Origin of the sequence: Nostoc sp. NZL (assembly GCF_015714705.1) — a bacterium.
Taxonomy (GTDB): Bacteria; Cyanobacteriota; Cyanobacteriia; order Cyanobacteriales; family Nostocaceae; genus Nostoc; species Nostoc foliaceum_A.
Genome location: NZ_WBKL01000211.1, coordinates 34,714 through 51,669 on the forward strand (window position 1 = coordinate 34,714; position 16,956 = coordinate 51,669).

Sequence of the window (16,956 nt, forward strand, 5' to 3'; positions counted from 1 at the left end):
TAAAATGCTACCTGTTACGTTTACTTTTGTCCAGTGCAAAATCTGTTATGGCTATCCCACAAAAACAGGAGTTTACCCTTGAATAAGGCTGGGTTTTCTGGAAAACCGCAAAACTCATCGAATGACCTTGGTGATGATATTCCAGTGGCTGTACGCGATACCCCTGTTGCAGCACCTAACATCTGGTTGCAACCCCAAATTATCCTTATTGGGGGAGTTGCGGGATTTGTCTTGCTGGCTTTAATTAGCGGTTTTTTGTTTTTCGTCACTGCACCCAAAAAAACCGCTGATTCTCAACCCTCGGTCACTAGTTCTGCACCTACACCGACTACAGAATCTGATAATGTCAATACTCTATTGGGGCATTTAGCTTACCCAGAAGCCCCTGAGTCAGAACTAGTAACCATCTCCGCAAATAGGGGCATTAGAATGCGAAAATCTGCTGCCCAAAAGTTTGAGGAGATGGTAGCAGCAGCGCGGAGTGCAGGTGTAATTTTAGTACCAATTTCTGGCTTTCGCTCAGTCAAAGACCAGGAGCCATTGTTTTTTGGGGTCGGTGCCCAACGAAATCAAACACCATTAGAACGAGCTGCCCTCAGCGCTCCTCCTGGTCATAGCGAACATCACACAGGTTATGCTGTGGATGTTGGAGACGGATCAGTACCAGCAACTAATCTCCAAACAAAGTTTGACAATACCAAGGCTTATCGGTGGCTACAAGCTAATGCAGCGCGTTTTAGCTTTGAAATGTCATTTCCTAAAGATAATGCTCAAGGTGTGAGTTATGAGCCTTGGCACTGGCGTTTTGTAGGCGATCGCAATAGTTTAGAAATGTTCTACAAAGCCAGAAATTTGAAACCCGCTCAAATATCACCATAGGAGACAGGAGTCAAAATAATTCGTAATTCGTAATTCGTAATTCGTAATTATTAACCCATGCACGCCACTTGCTGTACTTGGGGAAATCCCAAGACCGCAGTGGCTTATAAATGTGCTTGGTCTGTAATATGCGACTAATCATAGTGGTTGCATCAAAGATAGCAATGTCGCTCTAGTTGATGTTGATTAAGGCAATGTACAGGTTAGATTTAATATTAATTAAGTCTCAGATTTAAGAGCTTAAAAAATGGTAGATTGTTGATTTATCTACCGTTTTTTATGTATGTTGAATACGGTACTCAAAAGTCAAGTAATATTTTTCCTTGCTTTCATTTCAAGATGAATTTTGAGTATTTATTTCTCCACAGGTGTTAGTTTTAAAGGATACAATGGCTCAGATCCATTTAATTGCCAAATTCTAAATACCAATACAGCAGCTACAGTTAGCCATACACAGGAAAATGATAAAGTCATTCCCGCTATAGGATTAGTTTGCCAATAAATTGCCGTCACCACTACAGCAGATAACCAAGGGCCGAAAATAACTACAGGTACAGCAGCACCTAATCTCCGTTCTACAGTAAAAATCGTATTCCAAGTATCACCTAAAGCCAGATGTACCACAAACAAAATTAAAGGCAGCACTAAAAATTGGTGATTCATTTGCTGCCAAACCAATACAGAAGAAATTACCCGCAAAACGGCAATTATCATCCAAACTATGGGAAATACTAAAGGTGGAGGAGACCATCTTGGTCTGATCACCTGGTCATAAGTCTGACGAGAACGAGTATTATCTAAAAGAGAAAAAATTCGTGAACGGATACTTAATATAGCAGAAAATAGTCCAGTCAATAAAGTGCTAAACCAACTGGGAAAAGAAGAATTGCTATCAATCAACATTACTAATTTTTCCATTCCCAGCAGCACGAGAATCATAACTACTATTTGTAGGATAGTCCCTAGTGTATAAACTAAAACTGCTCTGATATCTAGTTCTTGTGTAGTAGCTATTGATGTATGTGGAGACTGTTGTTGATTAAGAGTTTTTACACCCATCACTGTATTGACAAACTGTTCAAGTATTCCACTATTATTGGATTGATTCATAATTAAGAGATTGTGCGTAGTTTGTAATTAGTATTATTGGCACTCTCAGGGCTAAAGCCAATGGGATTCTTATTCTTAAGACTTCACAATCTTAATGTCCTGCTTGCACAGGTTCCCAGACTCAATACGTTTGCTCATAGAGCGTACTGATATCTTCTGAGCGTTCTGGTGATTAACACCTAGTTTCGAGTAGTCCTCCCGTACTATTTTCAAGAGTTAAGTTCTCACTCTTGCATTCCAGCATATAGTAATCGTACAAATAAGCGAACGCCATCATCTTTTTTCAAAGTTGCATAAGACAGAGCTTGTGATGCTGACCAATTCCACGTAGGTATGATAGTAGTTCTGGATGAAATTGCCACCATTTTTCAGGATTGGCAAGGACGAAGGCTTTTTTGAATATTTTAACTGGTTGACAAAAAGTGCTTTACCTTAATCGGTCACAGATGGCGATCGCTTCTTCTAGCGAAATGCTCCATTGCTCCACCAGCATGATTATCATAGTCATCAATCACGATTGACCTCATTGTTATTTGGCGATGGGAAGAAGCAAGGGAGTAGAATTTTCCTCTCTGCCCCCTACACCCCGCCCCTCTGCCTCTTTTCAATGCCCCATGCCCAATTATCATCTGCTGTTTCCTGGGTTCACAGGCACTGGTTTCTGATACTTACCTGGATACTTGCGCTGAAAATATTCCTCCATAATTTGTAAGATCATCGGCGCAGCAATGCTACCACCACCACCGCCGGAATGTTCAGCAAATGCCACAATCAGAACTTCTGGCTGTTCAGCTGGTGCATAGGCTCCAAACCAAGCGTGATTTTGCTTAACACGGCCCTTCCACGCTTCAGCAGTGCCACTTTTACCAGCGACTGGGGGAACTGTTGGCTGCTTCAAAGCTTTACCCGTGCCTTCAGCTACTACTTTTCGTAGTCCCTGACGGAGAACACTTATGGTTGTCGGCTTCATATTTAAAGATTCTCGCCAGCTTTTTGCTTCTTCGTTGTCTTTAAGCAAATGTGGCTGGACTAGGTAGCCACCATTAGCGGGCACGGCAAACATGACGGCGACTTGTAAAGGTGTAGTTTGTAAAGCACCTTGACCAATTGACATATTAATGCTATCGCCTACAGTCCAAGGTATCTTCCAAGCTTTCTGCTTCCATGCCTCATCTGGTACTAAACCTTTTGCTTCTTCGTTGCCAAACTCAAAGCCAGTTCTTTTACCAAATCCATACTTGCGAGTCCATTCAATTAAAGTTGGGCCGCCGACTCCCCGACCAATTTGATAGAAGAACGTATCACTACTCCACTGCAATGCACCGACAAAACCCAATGGGCCAAATCCAGCGTGATTCCATTCACCAAATCGGGTACCGCCAAAAGTTAAGGAACCGTAGGTTTGCAAAACTGTGCTAGGAGAGAATTTACCTGATTCTAGACCGGCTGTGGTGGTGACAATTTTGAAGGTGCTTGCAGGTGGAAAAGCGCTGAGGGCGCGATTTACCAAAGGATGGTCGGCACCTTGGACAGTTTCCCAATCTTTTTGAGTGAGTTTCTGCTTCGAGAAAATATTTGGATCAAAGGTGGGGTGAGATACCATAGCTAAAACGGCACCATTCTTTGGGTCAAGTGCCACGATCGCACCGTCGCGATCGCCCAAAGCTTTTTCTGCTGTCTTTTGCATATCCACATCTATAGTTAAGTGCAAATCGTTACCAGCTTTTGCCTGCTTTTCACCTAAAACCCGAAGCGGCCGACCTGCACCATCGACTTCTACCTGCTGACCGCCCCATTCGCCCCGCAGATTTTTCTCATAAGCTTTTTCAACTCCCATTTGACCAATCACATCACCCAATCTGTAGCCTTCCTGCTTCTTTTCTTTTAACTGGTCGGCGGTTAGTTCTCGCGTATATCCTAATACATGTGCTAATTGCTTACCGTGAGGGTAGTAGCGAACCGCTTCTGTATGAATTTCTACGTTTTGGAGTTCAGTTTCATACTCTTTCAATGCGGTAATTTGTGCTTCGTTTAAGTCACGGGCAATCCGTATGAGTGAAGAAGAGTTAGCGCCTGCTTCTTCTAGTTTCTTTTCTATTTCTTCTTGAGGAACGTCAAGAATTTCAGATAGACGTGCTCCCACAACCGACCACGCAGGTTTGGTATGCGCCATCGGCCACAAATATACAGAGCGAGGATAGCGAGTACTGGCTAAAAGTTTGCCATTGCGGTCAAAAATATTGCCTCGTTCTGGTTGTTTCGGAATCATCCGAATTCGATTTGACTCGGCTCGTTTTCGGTGGCTTGCTCCTTCAGTAATTTGCAAATATGCCAAACGAACACTGATCCCAGTCATCATCAGTAGAGTAAATATAATTAAAAATATCGGCTGGAAACTCCGTCCGACTGTACGTGTATTTTTTTGTCCGCCAAGTGGAGATGGGTTGAATAAAGTCATAAGACAAAGAGGATTTCAAAATTAAGATTATTTGTAAACAATTCTGCTAAATTCCTAGCAGGGATTTGATAGCAAATTAATCGAGAGTGATTAATTATTTTTAATAGATACCATAAGCTCATATCTTCGATTTCGTCACCCAAAGGCTTTTTGAATTTTGAACTCCGCACACTATTACATAACGGCAGAAATAAAAATAGCATTGAAAATGCTTAAAATGCCTAGAAATAGCGAATTTTTAATTTTTAATTTCCCACACTAGTAGTCCCCCAAAGAAACTTTACGGGGTTTATGGTAAGAAAATTAACTTCTTTTCTCCCCTTGTCTACTTTCACTCATTATTTTTGGGTTGGTCGAGTACTAGTCTCCAGTGCCATGTTCTGAATTATGAGTTTTTGCTTCTGATGGCTCAGGCTGAGGTTTTTGATACTTACCTGGATATTTATACTGAAAATAAGCTTCTAGCACTTGTAAAACCATCGGTCAACAAACACTACCGCCATGATCGCCGGAGTTTTCACCAAAGGCCACAACCACAATTTCTGGTTTATTACTGGGAGCATAAGCACCAAACCAAGGCTGAACTCGATACCCGCCATTAGCAGGGACAGAAAACATAATCGCTGATTGCAGGGGTGTCACTTGCAAAGCACCTTGACTGACATATTTCTTTTCCATTTCATCTTGCAGGATATTGATAATTTGTGCTAGACACGGGCCAACTACAGACCAGAAAGGCTTAGTATGTGCCATCGGGCACAAATATACAGAGCTAGGATAGCGAGTACCAAGAGCGGTATTATCTGTATACAATTACCCTAAACTCATGCCCAATAATGGGTATAAAAGAATCGGGCAAGTATATTCTTGAACAATTGTTTTTGGCGGATACAATAAACCAAAGTGTCAAATCTAGTCTGCCCACAAGACTACTGTCAAAATTACGTAATATCACGGCATTCTACTCAGAACTATGGCTCAAATTGTCATGCAGAATCAGAGGGGGATAACAACTTTTCAGCCACTTGATGTTGAACTGCGTAACGTGTTCAAGTTTTTTAACCAAGAACCAGCAGTACATGGAATAGATTTGGATGTCAGACAGGGAGAATTTTTTAGTATTTTAGGCCCCTCCGGTTGTGGTAAAACAACAACACTGCGCTTAATTGCTGGGTTTGAAATCGCTGACGCTGGCAAAGTGTTGATTCAGGGTCAGTCTATGACTAATGTGCCGCCTTACCGCCGACCCGTCAATACTGTATTTCAAAGTTACGCTCTATTTAACCACCTGAATGTTTGGGATAACATCGCCTTTGGACTACGGTTAAAAAAAATCCGCAAATCGGAAATTGAAGCTAGAGTTCAAGAAGCTTTAAAGCTAGTAAAAATGGAAAGTTTGCGATCGCGCTTTCCCAATCAACTTTCTGGTGGTCAACAGCAGCGAGTCGCTTTAGCAAGGGCCCTAGTCAACCGTCCCACCGTCGTACTACTGGATGAACCTTTAGGGGCGTTAGATTTAAAACTACGTAAAGAAATGCAGGTGGAGTTATCAAATTTACACAAAGATTTGGGAGTGACCTTTGTGATGGTGACACACGACCAAGAAGAGGCATTATCTTTGAGCGATCGCATTGCCGTGATGAACCAAGGCAAAATTGAACAAGTTGGCACTCCCAGCCAAATTTACGAACGTCCTCAGACATCTTTTGTTGCTGATTTTATTGGCGATACTAATTTATTCAGCGGTGAAATCGTAGCGGTAGACTCATCTAATATTAGAATTTCGACCAAAACGGGTCTATCAATTGTCATTAGCCGCGCTGAAGATGCACCATCTGAATTATCACAAGCGGTGGTAGTCAGCGTCCGCCCAGAAAAAATACAGCTTTCGCTTTATCCACCCAATTTGCCAGCTAACTGCTTTGAAGGACGGCTGATCAATGTTATGTATTTGGGCACACACGTTAATTATGTTGTGGAATTAACAAATGGTATTAGCATAAATGTGTTGCAACCTAATACTTTTGGCCCTTTAGCAGACCGCAACACGCCTATCTACGCTTGGTGGGCAGAAAATGATTGTTTGGCTATTAGTCAGTAGAGTTATCAGAATCTGCCCTAAAGGTTTATCAACCAACTATCCCATCGCACCAAAAGGGTAAAATATCCTTGAGCGATCGCTACTGATATGATCTCAATTAAATTGTTTAATTGTTTGTTATGCTGACAAACCACATTGGCGATTCTTAATTACATTATTGATGGGTAAGGTTTAATAGTAACTATGATTAGCTAAATAGGTAAATATAATGGAAGGTAAAAGATTTATCCATACCTTGCGATTAAAAAACTTCATTTCCTATGGAAGTGAGGGTGAAGAAATTGAGCTGCAACCGCTCAATGTTTTAATTGGGGCTAACACTTCGGGTAAATCGAATTTAATTGAAGCAATGGGTATTTTACGCGCAACACCCACAGATTTACCAGCACCTTTTCGTCAAGGGGGAGGCATTAGCGAGTTTCTGTGGAAGGGTGGACAGGAAACTCCGGTAGCTAAAATAGAAGTAACTTTAAATTATCCTCAAAGACTCCAAAATTTGCGCTATTACGTTAATTTGACTTCGATTGGTCAAAGACTAGAGCTAGTAGACGAAGCTGTAGAAAATGAACAAAGATATCACGGTGAAAGCGATGTCTATTTTTACTATCGTTACCAAAGTGGTCATCCAGTTTTAAATATCACCAAGATAGAGAACGATGGAAAACCATTCAAACGCTCTCTTCGCCGAGAAGATTTGATTCCAGATCAGTCAGTTTTATCTCAGAGAAAAGATCCAGACTTGTATCCAGAACTTTCTTATCTCAGCACACAATTTTCTAATATTGGTTTATATCGTTACTGGCAGATGGGGCGATATTCAGAACCAAGGAATGCTCAAAAAACTGACTTACCAGAACATCCTCTACTAGAAGATGGCAGTAATTTAGGTTTAATGTTAAATAACTTACAACACCAAATAGGAAATAGAAGAGTTATTGAAAAACTGAAAAAGTTTTATGAAGCAGCCGAAGAAGTGAGTGTAAGAATATATGGTAGTACAGTACAGATATTTATTCGTGAAGAAGGCCTTCTTGAACCAATTCCTGCAAATCGTTTATCTGATGGTACACTCCGTTATTTATTTTTAATGACTTTACTGCTTGACCCAACTCCACCACCACTTATATGTATTGAAGAACCAGAGATTGGTTTACATCCAGATATTTTACCTACTATTGCAGAAATGTTAATCGAAGCATCAGGGCGAACTCAAATAATAGTTACTACCCATTCTGATGCTTTAGTTTCTGCTTTGAGTGAATATCCTGAATCAATACTGGTGTGTGAACGCAATGAAAAAGGATCTCATCTCCGCCGCCTTGAACCTGATAAACTGAAAAATTGGCTTGAAAATTATACTCTTGGCGACCTCTGGCGGATGGGTGAAATTGGGGGCAATCGATGGTAATAGAGGTTAGAATTTATATAGAAGGTGGTGGAGATGGAAAGAATACGAAAGCTTTAATTAGACAAGGATTTAGTAACTTTTTAAAACCACTTGTAGAAATAGCTAAAAGTCAAAAAATTAAATGGGATATTACTATCTGTGGTTCTCGTAATAACGCTTTCCGTGATTTTAGGAATGCTTTAAAATCTCATCCAGAAGCCTTTAATGTGTTGCTTGTTGATGCAGAAGCATCTGTTACCACACAGTCTCCTTGGAAGCATCTGAAGTTTAGGGATAATTGGGATGCACCATCAGGTGTTGATGATAGTCATTGCCATTTAATGGTACAAGCAATGGAAGCTTGGTTTATTAGTGATATAGCAACCCTAAAAAAATTTTACGGGCAGGGATTTAAAGAAAATGCTATTCCCAAAAATGCTAATGTGGAGATTATTGACAAAGATAGTTTAGAACCAAGCTTAAAAGCTGCTACTCGTTCTACTAAAAAAGGTGAGTACCAAAAAATCAAACATGTCTCGAAACTTTTAGAATTATTAGATGTGGACAAAGTACGCAAGGCTTCGCCACACTGCGATCGCCTATTTACCACACTAACAACAAAAATGGGTGTATCAACCAACAACCCTAATGAAGAGTAAAAAATTCTTGAGCGATCGCAATTCACCTCTAACATCAAGCTATCATCGGATATTGTGGAATTTCCGTGCGTAACCCAATAGCATCTATGACCGCTTCTCACTCTGAAACTCCATCTACTAAACCCGACGCGAGTACTTTTATTTCTGACCATCGACAGGTAGACCGCAGCAAGTTAAGTCAAATGTATCTGCACTATGTCGAGACGAAGGATAAATATCCTCACGCAGTATTGCTGTATCGGGTGGGAGATTTCTTTGAATGCTATTTCCAAGATGCTGTCAAACTAGCGCAAGAATTAGAATTAGTCCTCACTAGCAAGCAAGCTGGGGAACAGGGACGAGTGGCGATGTCTGGTGTTCCACACCACGCTTGGGAACGCTACACCACAATGCTGGTAGAAAAAGGCTATGCAGTGGTAATTTGCGACCAAGTGGAAGATGCTTCAGAAGCTGCTGGTAGATTGGTACGCCGGGAAGTAACGCGCATTTTGACTCCTGGCACTTTGCTAGAAGAGGGAATGCTCAAATCTAGTCGTAATAATTACCTTGCAGCAGTAGTAATTGCCGCAAATCATTGGGGTTTAGCTTATGCAGACATCTCCACAGGGGAATTTCTCACCACTCAAGGTAGTGATTTAGAACATCTGACACAGGAATTAATGCGCTTGCAACCTTCAGAGGTGTTAGTTCCGACAAATGCGCCCGATTTGGGTAGTTTGCTGCGCCCAGGAGAAACTTCGCCGCATCTTCCCCAGTGTTTGCCACCATCATTTTGCTATAGTTTGCGATCGCAAGTACCCTTTTCCCAAGGCGAAGCTAGACCTAGATTATTGCAGAAATTTAAGGTGCGATCGCTCGAAGGACTCGGTTGTGATCATCTTCCTCTCGCTGTTCGTGCGGCTGGTGGCCTTCTAGAATACCTGGAAGATACCCAAAAAGAAAACCCAGTTACCCTTCAGAGACTTCGCACCTACACAGTTACCGACTACTTAATTGTTGACAATCAAACCCGCCGTAACCTGGAAATTACCCAAACCGTCAGGGATGGAACTTTTCACGGTTCCCTACTCTGGGCATTGGATAGAACTAGTACAGCGATGGGTGGGCGTGCTTTGCGGCGGTGGTTGTTGCAACCATTACTCGATATTAAAGGCATTCGGGCACGTCTTGATACCATCCAAGAATTGATGGAAAATACGCCCCTACGTCAAGATTTGCGGCAGTTGTTACGCCAAATTTATGATCTAGAACGCCTGACGGGAAGGGCAGGTTCTGGTACAGCTAATGCCAGAGATTTAGTAGCTTTGGCAGATTCCCTCTCACGCTTACCAGAATTATCCCACTTAGTAACTGAGGCGCGTTCTCCATTCCTCAAGGCTTTGCAGAAAGTTCCAAGTGTGTTGGAAGAATTAGCACAAAAGTTACACGCGCATCTTGTGGAGTCGCCACCCATACTAATCAAAGAAGGCGGATTGATTCGCCCTAGTGTAAATCCCTTGTTGGATCAAAGGAAGGCGACTGTAGAAGCTGACCAACAATGGATTGCCAACTTGGAAGTTGATGAGAGAGCTAAGACCGGAATTTCGACACTGAAGGTAGGATTTAACAAAACTTTTGGTTATTATATCAGTATTTCCCGCAGTAAATCTGACCAAGTACCTGCTAATTACATCCGCAAGCAAACCCTGACCAATGAGGAACGTTACATTACCCCAGATTTGAAGGAACGAGAAGCCCGGATTCTCACGGCGCGGGATGATTTAAATCAGTTGGAGTATGAAATTTTTACGGCGTTGCGGGAAGAGGTAGCACAAGAGGCGGAAGTAATTCGCAATCTTTCTCGCGCAGTGGCGGCGGCGGATGTGTTGTGTGGTTTGGCTGAGTTGGCGGTGCATCAAGGTTATTGTCGTCCAGAAATGTTACCAGGAAGGGAGATAAATATTGTTGATGGCCGTCATCCGGTGGTGGAACAGTCTTTACCTGCGGGTTTCTTTGTGCCGAATTCGACTCAATTAGGGAGTAGTGAAGAAGAAATTTCCCCACTCCCGGATTTGATTATTCTCACCGGGCCAAACGCTAGTGGCAAAAGTTGTTATTTGCGTCAGGTAGGATTGATTCAGTTAATGGCGCAGATTGGTAGTTTTGTACCAGCTAGGTTTGCAAAATTGGGAATATGCGATCGCATTTTCACCCGTGTAGGTGCAGTGGATGATCTTGCAACTGGTCAATCTACGTTCATGGTGGAGATGAATGAAACGGCGAATATTCTCAACCATGCCACATCTAGGTCGCTGGTTTTATTGGATGAAATTGGCCGGGGAACGGCAACTTTTGATGGTCTTTCTATAGCTTGGGCGGTGGCAGAATATATAGCAGTGGATATTCGGGCACGAACGATTTTTGCTACTCATTACCATGAATTGAATGAACTGGCTAGCATTTTGCCGAATGTGGCTAATTATCAAGTGACGGTGAAAGAATTACCCGACCAAATTATCTTTTTGCATCAAGTTCAACCGGGAGGCGCTGATAAGTCTTATGGAATTGAGGCGGGAAGATTGGCGGGTTTACCAGCCGTAGTTATTCAACGAGCAAAACAAGTAATGGGGCAAATTGAGAAGCATAGTAAGATTGCGATGGGGCTGCAAAATCTGGATTAACTTGTGTCGATTGCCAAATTATTTGTCTGCGTTGACAGATTTTAAAGGATAAGGAAGCCCGTGCTTTATTCAGAAAATGAGCAAGATTTGAAGAGCGAAATCTGATTTCCACCTCAAATGTCCATGCGACACCAAATAGGTATAGGTGTTGTCCTAAGCTAATCGTCATTTAAATTGCACCATTTTCATGGTAATAAAAGCTGCAAACCCTCTCCCTTGCTCCCAGCAAGAACTGCCCCCCTGCGATCTCAATGTGCAAATTAAATGCTTAACAGCTTATCTATACCAGACGATACAAAATGATATTGTAACGACAAACTCCAACGACAAAAGAATATTATGAGCACCAAAAAACTCACAGGTAAAGTGGCATTGGTCACTGGCGGCTCACGCGGTCTGGGGGCAGCGATCGCCAAACGTCTCGCGGACGATGGTGCAACTGTTGCCCTCACCTACACTAGCTCGCCGCAAAAAGCCGACGAGGTGGTGCTTGCCATTGAAGCGGCAGGTGGGCAAGCCTTGGCTATACGCGCCGATAGTGCCAATGTTGAAGCGGTTAAAAACGCTGTCGCCGAGACTGTGAAAGCCTTTGGTCGCCTCGACATCCTCGTGAATAATGCGGGGGTCGCCGCTTTGGCCCCAATCGACGAGTTCTCAATGGAGGATTTTGATCGGCTGATTGCGGTTAATGTCAAAGGTGTCTTTGTGGCAACTCAGGAAGCTGTCCGCCACATGGGCGAGGGCGGACGGATCATCATGATTGGCAGCGTCAACAGCGACATCATGCCTTTTACTGGTGGCTCCATCTACGCTTTGACCAAAGGTGCGATCGCCAGCTTCACGCGCGGTCTTGCCCGCGATCTCGGCCCTCGTGGTATCACGGTGAACAATATCCAGCCCGGCCCGGTAGACACGGACATGAACCCAGCGGAAGGCCCCTTTTCCGACACCATGAGAAGCATGATCGCCCTCCAGCGCTATGGACGAAGCGAAGAAGTCGCCGGCATGGTTTCCTATCTCGCCAGTGCGGAAGCTGATTTTGTCACCGGTGCGAACCTGAAGATTGATGGCGGCTTCGCAGCCTGATTCGGCGGCCACAGCCAAACCAAGAAAAGTCCGATCATACAAATCTGTCTGACGACGATCCCAGCACCAAGGCAAAACTGGGGCGCATCCTTAAAAAAATTGGCTTCACCGCCGTCGATCTCGGCGGCTTCATCTCTTCTTCCGGTAATATTAGTACTTATCAAGAAGTTTTAATAAAAAAGAGATGTCTTCAATTCCTCTAACATTGAACCTAATTGAAGGTTCTGTCTCCTTTAGTTTTTCACCCCAAGCAGCACGAGAATTAAAGACAGCGACGGATCAACTGATGGAGCGCCTGAAAGCTGTCGCCTCTAAACCCACTCCTGGCAGCGGTAAAGTCACTCCCCAACCACCCCTGGAATATCGTTATACGGGTGAAGTATTTTTAGAAATTTTCTGTAATCCTAATATCTGGCCAACCCCCTTTGCAGCCAAAGTTTTACTGACTGTCCGCAACGTCAACATCCGCTTGACTACTGAAGCTGAACTTACCCGCATCATTGAAGATATTAATCAGTATTTAGAGCAAGTAGGTTAATAATTCACCAAGGCGGCGGGAAGCCCACCTCTTCTCTACGAGACGCTGTACAAACAAGGGGTGTCCGGGATAGCCGCCCCGTCGCCGTTAACTGTTGACTGTTAACCGTCATCAGTCATCAGTCAACGTAAAATCCCATCCCCTTTTAAATAGTGAAGTTCCTACACTTATCTATCGGATAAATGTAGGAACTTCACAGAATCTACATACTAGACTCAAGCTCTAGCACCAGATATCCAGAACAATTAATTCCGATGCCTTCTTTCACTTGAAAACTTGTATAAATTCAGACTCCAATGCTTCTGTGTTAATGAAAAACGCAAGATTCTGTATGGGGCAATGCTCATCAAAAACCAGAGATTATCCCCTAGATTGGGCGTTCAATGGTTGATTGTGACATCCACACATCGAAAATAAACTCCCAATCCCAAATTTGAAATCAAACATTGATTAGTCGTTGTCCCACTGTTCACGACCAATTAGGTCGCCAATGCGATCGCGTAACAAAAAGTCACATTTCTCTAATTCACATTCAACGCAAACCCACTCTCTCGCTGGAATATATTGGCAGAGGGTATATATTGGCTGTTGTCTGCTAACCATTCCCTTTTGCACCAGTCGGCGTGCTTCGTCTTGAATCACATCGAGAGAGTAGTAATTGATAGAAGGCACCGTATTCACACTCATGGTTTTTACTCACAAATTAACACTTACGATAGTGTTCCCGTTAATAATTAGGAACAAACATTACAGAAATTAGACTTGTGGCTAGGATTTTGTAGTTTGCTATACGGAACTATTTTTATTTTGACGCTACATATCCTGAAATTATCTCAAGAAATGTTAAGAAAGTCAACGAATCCTGACATTTTTCGAAAATTCGCTTTACAAAAAAAATTCCGAGTAGTTAACTTAACCTGCTAGGGTAGCTGTATGACTTTTATTCCACAAGTCTGAAAGTCTTGCCATTACTGTATTTAAGCAAGATTTTGTGGGTGGGAAGAATTCACATTAAGATCGCTTACATATCAAATAATCACCTTAAACCCGGATCTAGAACTGCTGGTATTTATCTAAGGGTAAACAACACAAGAATATTTGTCAGATACTTGGGTATAAAGTGTTGCAAAACATAACGGCTAAAGTACACTACGAAGGCTTTTACCCAGGATCTGTTAACAATTTCTTAAGTAAGACCGTAATATCTTGGTTATATTCAGCACTAATGTTACACAGCTTTCTTTGGATAAACATCTGTACAAGGGTGGAGTAAGGGATTTCCAAATAAAACAATATCCAATTGCAGGCGAAGCAAAATCTGATAGTTGAATTGGATGCAAGAATTGGATAATTGGATTTTTGGAGTTCCCTTGATAGGATTTCTCTTAAAGGTCATTACAAATAGGCAAGAGGGGGTAGAGGGAAAGAGGAATAGTAGAGTAAGGACGAAAGCCAAGGCAAACAAAAAGCGTATATATGCAACTAGCGATCGCTGATGTAGGTTATGGTCACATTAAAACAGACGCGATCTAGTCACGTCTGTAAACTGTTTGGCGAATTTGCTGAGATTAATTGTTCTGAAGTTACATTGTTATTTAAGTTACTTATTCACTAAATGATTCATCATCTTGATCTGTGCTGTCTTCTACTGGTACCAGATTTTCTGGGGGACGCTCATGGTTAAGTTGGCTTAGTAGTGCCAGTACTTTATTACCGCGTTCTATGGAGCGATCTTCCAGAAACAGCACTTCTGGTGTACGACGTAGCCGTACCCGCGCCCCAAGTTCACTACGGACGTAACCCGTAGCTGACTTTAAGCCTGCCATTGTTTCTGCTTTAGCTTCATCTGTACCATAAATACTGACGTAGATTTTGGCGTGTTGGAGATCACCAGAAACATCAACGTCAGTAACACTTACCATTCCTGTACCCACACGGTCATCCTTAATGCCGTTGAGCAGCATTTGGCTAACTTCCCGTTTGATCAGTTCAGCAACGCGGGAAACCCGGCGATTTGTAGCCATAAAAATTTCGCCTCCTCACAGAGGTTGTACACAAAAATATATGCAAGTTGGTTTAGACAGTACTTAGCGGGAGCAACGCCAAGAGCAACCGTCTGTGGGGCACAGCCCCGATATAGCGCTAGTCTAGATTGTACTCAAGCCCAGCATTGCACGTAGGGTGAGAGTAAGGAAGACTAGGCTGCTCACAAATAAACCCAAGAGGGCGATCAAGGTAACTGGGCGCTTTAACAGTGGCATTAATGGCGCAAAGGTGTTCAGAAACAGGCCTAAGACGATACTAATTAAGTACCGGGGGTAGCGAAAGACGTTATCCCAAAATCCGTCAAACATCTGAATGTAAACTGCCTTGTTATATACTTACGTTTGTTTTGATATGTTGATCTACTCAATTGTAATCTATGCGGCTGGAAAATTACCCAGTTAATATAAAATATGGTTCGTCGCTTATATTGGCTTTATTTAGTCAAGATTATTTTCAGTTAAATCGGAAGTAAATGGTAATTCAAATCCCCAAAGAAACTAGCCCGCGTCCATTTTTGAAGTGGGCAGGGGGTAAAAGTAGGTTGATACAGCAATATATTCCTTATTTTCCCAAGAGTTATAAAAATTACTATGAACCATTTTTAGGTGGTGGTGCTGTTTTTTTCTATCTTCAACCAACCGCAGCAATTTTAACTGACATTAATGCCGAATTAATTAACACTTATTGTTGTGTTAGAGATCATATTGAAGAATTAATTTCTATATTGAAAGAGCATAAAAACCGACATGATAAAGATTATTACTATAGTGTCAGAAATAACTCTAGTGGTACTGATATAGAAAAAGCTGCTCGTCTAATTTATCTGAATAAAACTTGTTTTAATGGTCTTTATCGAGTCAATTCACAGGGTAAATTCAATGTGCCTTTAGGCAGATATGAAAATCCGAATATTTGTTCTGAGGTTTTACTGCGAACAGCTTCAGAAGCACTTTCTACATCTAAAATTAAACAAACAGATTTTGTTGATGTACTAAGTTATGCCACAAGCAGTGATGATTTTATTTATTTTGATCCACCATACTATCCTGTAAGTGAAACTAGCTATTTTACAGCTTACAGTAGCGATCGCTTTGCTGAAGAGCAGCAAGTTCAACTCAAAGATGTATTTGAAAAATTAGCTGAACGTGGAGTTAAAGTTATGCTATCTAATTCAGATTGTGAATTTATTCGCAACCTTTACAGCAGTTTCGATATCCACACTATATCAGCATCTAGGGCAATTAATTCTAACGCCAAAAAGCGTGGAAAGATCACAGAAGTTTTAGTAACTTCGTATTAAATATTATTGTTAGACCAAGCAATGAATGAACTTAAATTATGAACAGAGAGAAGATTTTGATTGAGAACAACTTGTTTATCTAACCACGATACAGCTTGCGGTTTCATACCTCCACCGTCAATTAATACAACTGCTTGTGCAGGATAGCAATTTTGAATATTCAAGTTAAGGTAAGGAAGTTTTTCATCAACTGAACCGCTAGTTTGCTGCCATTTACACTCAATAATCAGCCCGGAAGAAACGGATGCAGCGCCAATAATGTAAAAGTCTACATATATATAGCTCCCATAAATTCCTGCTCCGATATAAACCTGCCTTGCATATCTTTTTGGTATAGTATTCGAGCTTAAAAGACATCCTAGACGCTGTTTCTTTGGTAAATCAAAGCCCACTTGCACATATCCATGACCCATTGACATCCTCCCGCCGCTAATCAGGAGTACCTGATATAGCGGGGGATTCCAAAGATCGCTCTTTGGACTTCCTCTTTCCGCGACCCGACTTACTTGGAGGAGTTTCCTCACCCACGCAGAGGTCGATGTCTCCAGAGGCGATTAACGTTCCTGTGTGCCCCACAGTACGGAGTCCAATTTCAAGAATATTCAGCGCTGCATTATGGTCACGGTCTAAGGCTGTTCCGCAATGGGGGCAGCAATGAGTCCTGGTACTCAAAGTTTTTTTGACAACCTCACCACAGTTAGAGCAATTCTGACTGGTGTAGTAGGGTGGAAC

The 16,956-nt window shown here is 42.2% G+C and carries 15 protein-coding genes and 1 pseudogene; 8 read left to right on the top strand and 8 right to left on the bottom strand.

Annotated elements, in window-relative coordinates; translation table 11 throughout:
* The first annotated feature begins 78 nt into the window (after positions 1-78).
* Complete coding sequence (locus tag F8R90_RS31895; protein WP_196514068.1) at positions 79-879, top strand: M15 family metallopeptidase; 801 nt, start codon at positions 79-81, stop codon at positions 877-879.
* A gap of 354 nt (positions 880-1,233) precedes the next feature.
* On the opposite strand, the gene F8R90_RS31900 is transcribed toward F8R90_RS31895, so the two are convergent.
* The 3 genes and pseudogenes from F8R90_RS31900 to F8R90_RS31910 form a co-directional block, all read right to left on the bottom strand.
* Positions 1,234-1,989, bottom strand: a complete 756-nt coding sequence (locus F8R90_RS31900; protein ID WP_196514069.1) for a TspO/MBR family protein — start codon at positions 1,987-1,989, stop codon at positions 1,234-1,236.
* Positions 1,990-2,614: 625 nt separating this feature from the next.
* Entirely contained in the window at positions 2,615-4,447 is a 1,833-nt protein-coding gene (gene mrdA / locus F8R90_RS31905) for a penicillin-binding protein 2 (RefSeq protein WP_196514070.1), read from the bottom strand.
* A gap of 360 nt (positions 4,448-4,807) precedes the next feature.
* Positions 4,808-5,110: pseudogene (locus tag F8R90_RS31910) on the bottom strand (hypothetical protein); the annotation flags it as partial.
* 310 nt (positions 5,111-5,420) lie between these two features.
* On the opposite strand from F8R90_RS31910, the gene F8R90_RS31915 reads away from it, so the two are divergent.
* The 6 genes from F8R90_RS31915 (at position 5,421) to F8R90_RS31940 (ending at position 12,878) form a co-directional block, all read left to right on the top strand.
* Positions 5,421-6,548, top strand: coding sequence for an ABC transporter ATP-binding protein (locus tag F8R90_RS31915; RefSeq protein ID WP_196514071.1), 1,128 nt, complete (start codon positions 5,421-5,423; stop codon positions 6,546-6,548).
* 208 nt (positions 6,549-6,756) lie between these two features.
* Positions 6,757-7,956, top strand: a complete 1,200-nt coding sequence (locus F8R90_RS31920; RefSeq protein WP_196514072.1) for an AAA family ATPase — start codon at positions 6,757-6,759, stop codon at positions 7,954-7,956.
* Positions 7,950-8,594 (top strand): DUF4276 family protein, encoded by a 645-nt coding sequence (locus tag F8R90_RS31925; protein ID WP_196514073.1) that lies wholly within the window; start codon positions 7,950-7,952, stop codon positions 8,592-8,594. Before F8R90_RS31920 ends, F8R90_RS31925 begins: the two co-directional genes overlap by 7 nt.
* A gap of 86 nt (positions 8,595-8,680) precedes the next feature.
* On the top strand, positions 8,681-11,254 hold the full coding sequence (gene mutS, locus F8R90_RS31930; RefSeq protein ID WP_196514074.1) for a DNA mismatch repair protein MutS: 2,574 nt from the start codon (positions 8,681-8,683) through the stop codon (positions 11,252-11,254).
* Between the two features lie 339 nt (positions 11,255-11,593).
* Entirely contained in the window at positions 11,594-12,340 is a 747-nt protein-coding gene (locus F8R90_RS31935) for a 3-oxoacyl-ACP reductase family protein (protein WP_196514075.1), read from the top strand.
* Between the two features lie 184 nt (positions 12,341-12,524).
* On the top strand, positions 12,525-12,878 hold the full coding sequence (locus F8R90_RS31940; protein WP_196514076.1) for a hypothetical protein: 354 nt from the start codon (positions 12,525-12,527) through the stop codon (positions 12,876-12,878).
* 450 nt (positions 12,879-13,328) lie between these two features.
* Here the strand turns inward: F8R90_RS31940 and F8R90_RS31945 are convergent, their stop codons facing one another.
* The 3 genes from F8R90_RS31945 to F8R90_RS31955 all read right to left on the bottom strand — a co-directional run bounded on the left by F8R90_RS31945 (position 13,329) and on the right by F8R90_RS31955 (position 15,232).
* A complete protein-coding gene (locus tag F8R90_RS31945; RefSeq protein WP_062297131.1) occupies positions 13,329-13,565 on the bottom strand; it encodes a DUF4327 family protein in 237 nt (78 codons plus the stop codon).
* 917 nt (positions 13,566-14,482) lie between these two features.
* Positions 14,483-14,902: a 30S ribosome-binding factor RbfA gene (gene rbfA / locus F8R90_RS31950; RefSeq protein WP_196514077.1), complete on the bottom strand. Its 420-nt coding sequence runs from the start codon at positions 14,900-14,902 to the stop codon at positions 14,483-14,485.
* 123 nt (positions 14,903-15,025) lie between these two features.
* Positions 15,026-15,232 (bottom strand): DUF751 family protein, encoded by a 207-nt coding sequence (locus F8R90_RS31955; RefSeq protein WP_190893370.1) that lies wholly within the window; start codon positions 15,230-15,232, stop codon positions 15,026-15,028.
* A gap of 164 nt (positions 15,233-15,396) precedes the next feature.
* On the opposite strand from F8R90_RS31955, the gene F8R90_RS31960 reads away from it, so the two are divergent.
* The gene (locus F8R90_RS31960) at positions 15,397-16,224 is read left to right on the top strand and encodes a DNA adenine methylase (RefSeq protein ID WP_196514078.1); all 828 of its coding nucleotides are present in this window, start codon (positions 15,397-15,399) and stop codon (positions 16,222-16,224) included.
* Here F8R90_RS31960 and F8R90_RS31965 read toward each other — a convergent pair.
* On the bottom strand, positions 16,221-16,637 hold the full coding sequence (locus F8R90_RS31965) for a PD-(D/E)XK nuclease superfamily protein (RefSeq protein WP_230967223.1): 417 nt from the start codon (positions 16,635-16,637) through the stop codon (positions 16,221-16,223). The genes F8R90_RS31960 and F8R90_RS31965 overlap by 4 nt on opposite strands.
* Positions 16,638-16,653: 16 nt before the next feature.
* On the bottom strand, positions 16,654-16,956 hold a 303-nt coding region (locus F8R90_RS31970; protein WP_196509864.1), incomplete at its 5' end, for a zinc ribbon domain-containing protein.

Excerpts from the sequence above, each read along its gene's own strand:
- F8R90_RS31935 (WP_196514075.1), top strand. The coding sequence starts at position 11,594 with ATGAGCACCAAAAAACTCACAGGTAAAGTGGCATTGGTCACTGGCGGC.
- F8R90_RS31945 (WP_062297131.1), bottom strand. The coding sequence starts at position 13,565 with ATGAGTGTGAATACGGTGCCTTCTATCAATTACTACTCTCTCGATGTG.
- F8R90_RS31900 (WP_196514069.1), bottom strand. The coding sequence starts at position 1,989 with ATGAATCAATCCAATAATAGTGGAATACTTGAACAGTTTGTCAATACA.
- mrdA (WP_196514070.1), bottom strand. The coding sequence starts at position 4,447 with ATGACTTTATTCAACCCATCTCCACTTGGCGGACAAAAAAATACACGT.
- F8R90_RS31955 (WP_190893370.1), bottom strand. The coding sequence starts at position 15,232 with ATGTTTGACGGATTTTGGGATAACGTCTTTCGCTACCCCCGGTACTTA.
- F8R90_RS31915 (WP_196514071.1), top strand. The coding sequence starts at position 5,421 with ATGGCTCAAATTGTCATGCAGAATCAGAGGGGGATAACAACTTTTCAG.
- F8R90_RS31965 (WP_230967223.1), bottom strand. The coding sequence starts at position 16,637 with ATGGGTCATGGATATGTGCAAGTGGGCTTTGATTTACCAAAGAAACAG.
- mutS (WP_196514074.1), top strand. The coding sequence starts at position 8,681 with ATGACCGCTTCTCACTCTGAAACTCCATCTACTAAACCCGACGCGAGT.
- rbfA (WP_196514077.1), bottom strand. The coding sequence starts at position 14,902 with ATGGCTACAAATCGCCGGGTTTCCCGCGTTGCTGAACTGATCAAACGG.
- F8R90_RS31940 (WP_196514076.1), top strand. The coding sequence starts at position 12,525 with ATGTCTTCAATTCCTCTAACATTGAACCTAATTGAAGGTTCTGTCTCC.
- F8R90_RS31960 (WP_196514078.1), top strand. The coding sequence starts at position 15,397 with ATGGTAATTCAAATCCCCAAAGAAACTAGCCCGCGTCCATTTTTGAAG.
- F8R90_RS31925 (WP_196514073.1), top strand. The coding sequence starts at position 7,950 with ATGGTAATAGAGGTTAGAATTTATATAGAAGGTGGTGGAGATGGAAAG.
- F8R90_RS31920 (WP_196514072.1), top strand. The coding sequence starts at position 6,757 with ATGGAAGGTAAAAGATTTATCCATACCTTGCGATTAAAAAACTTCATT.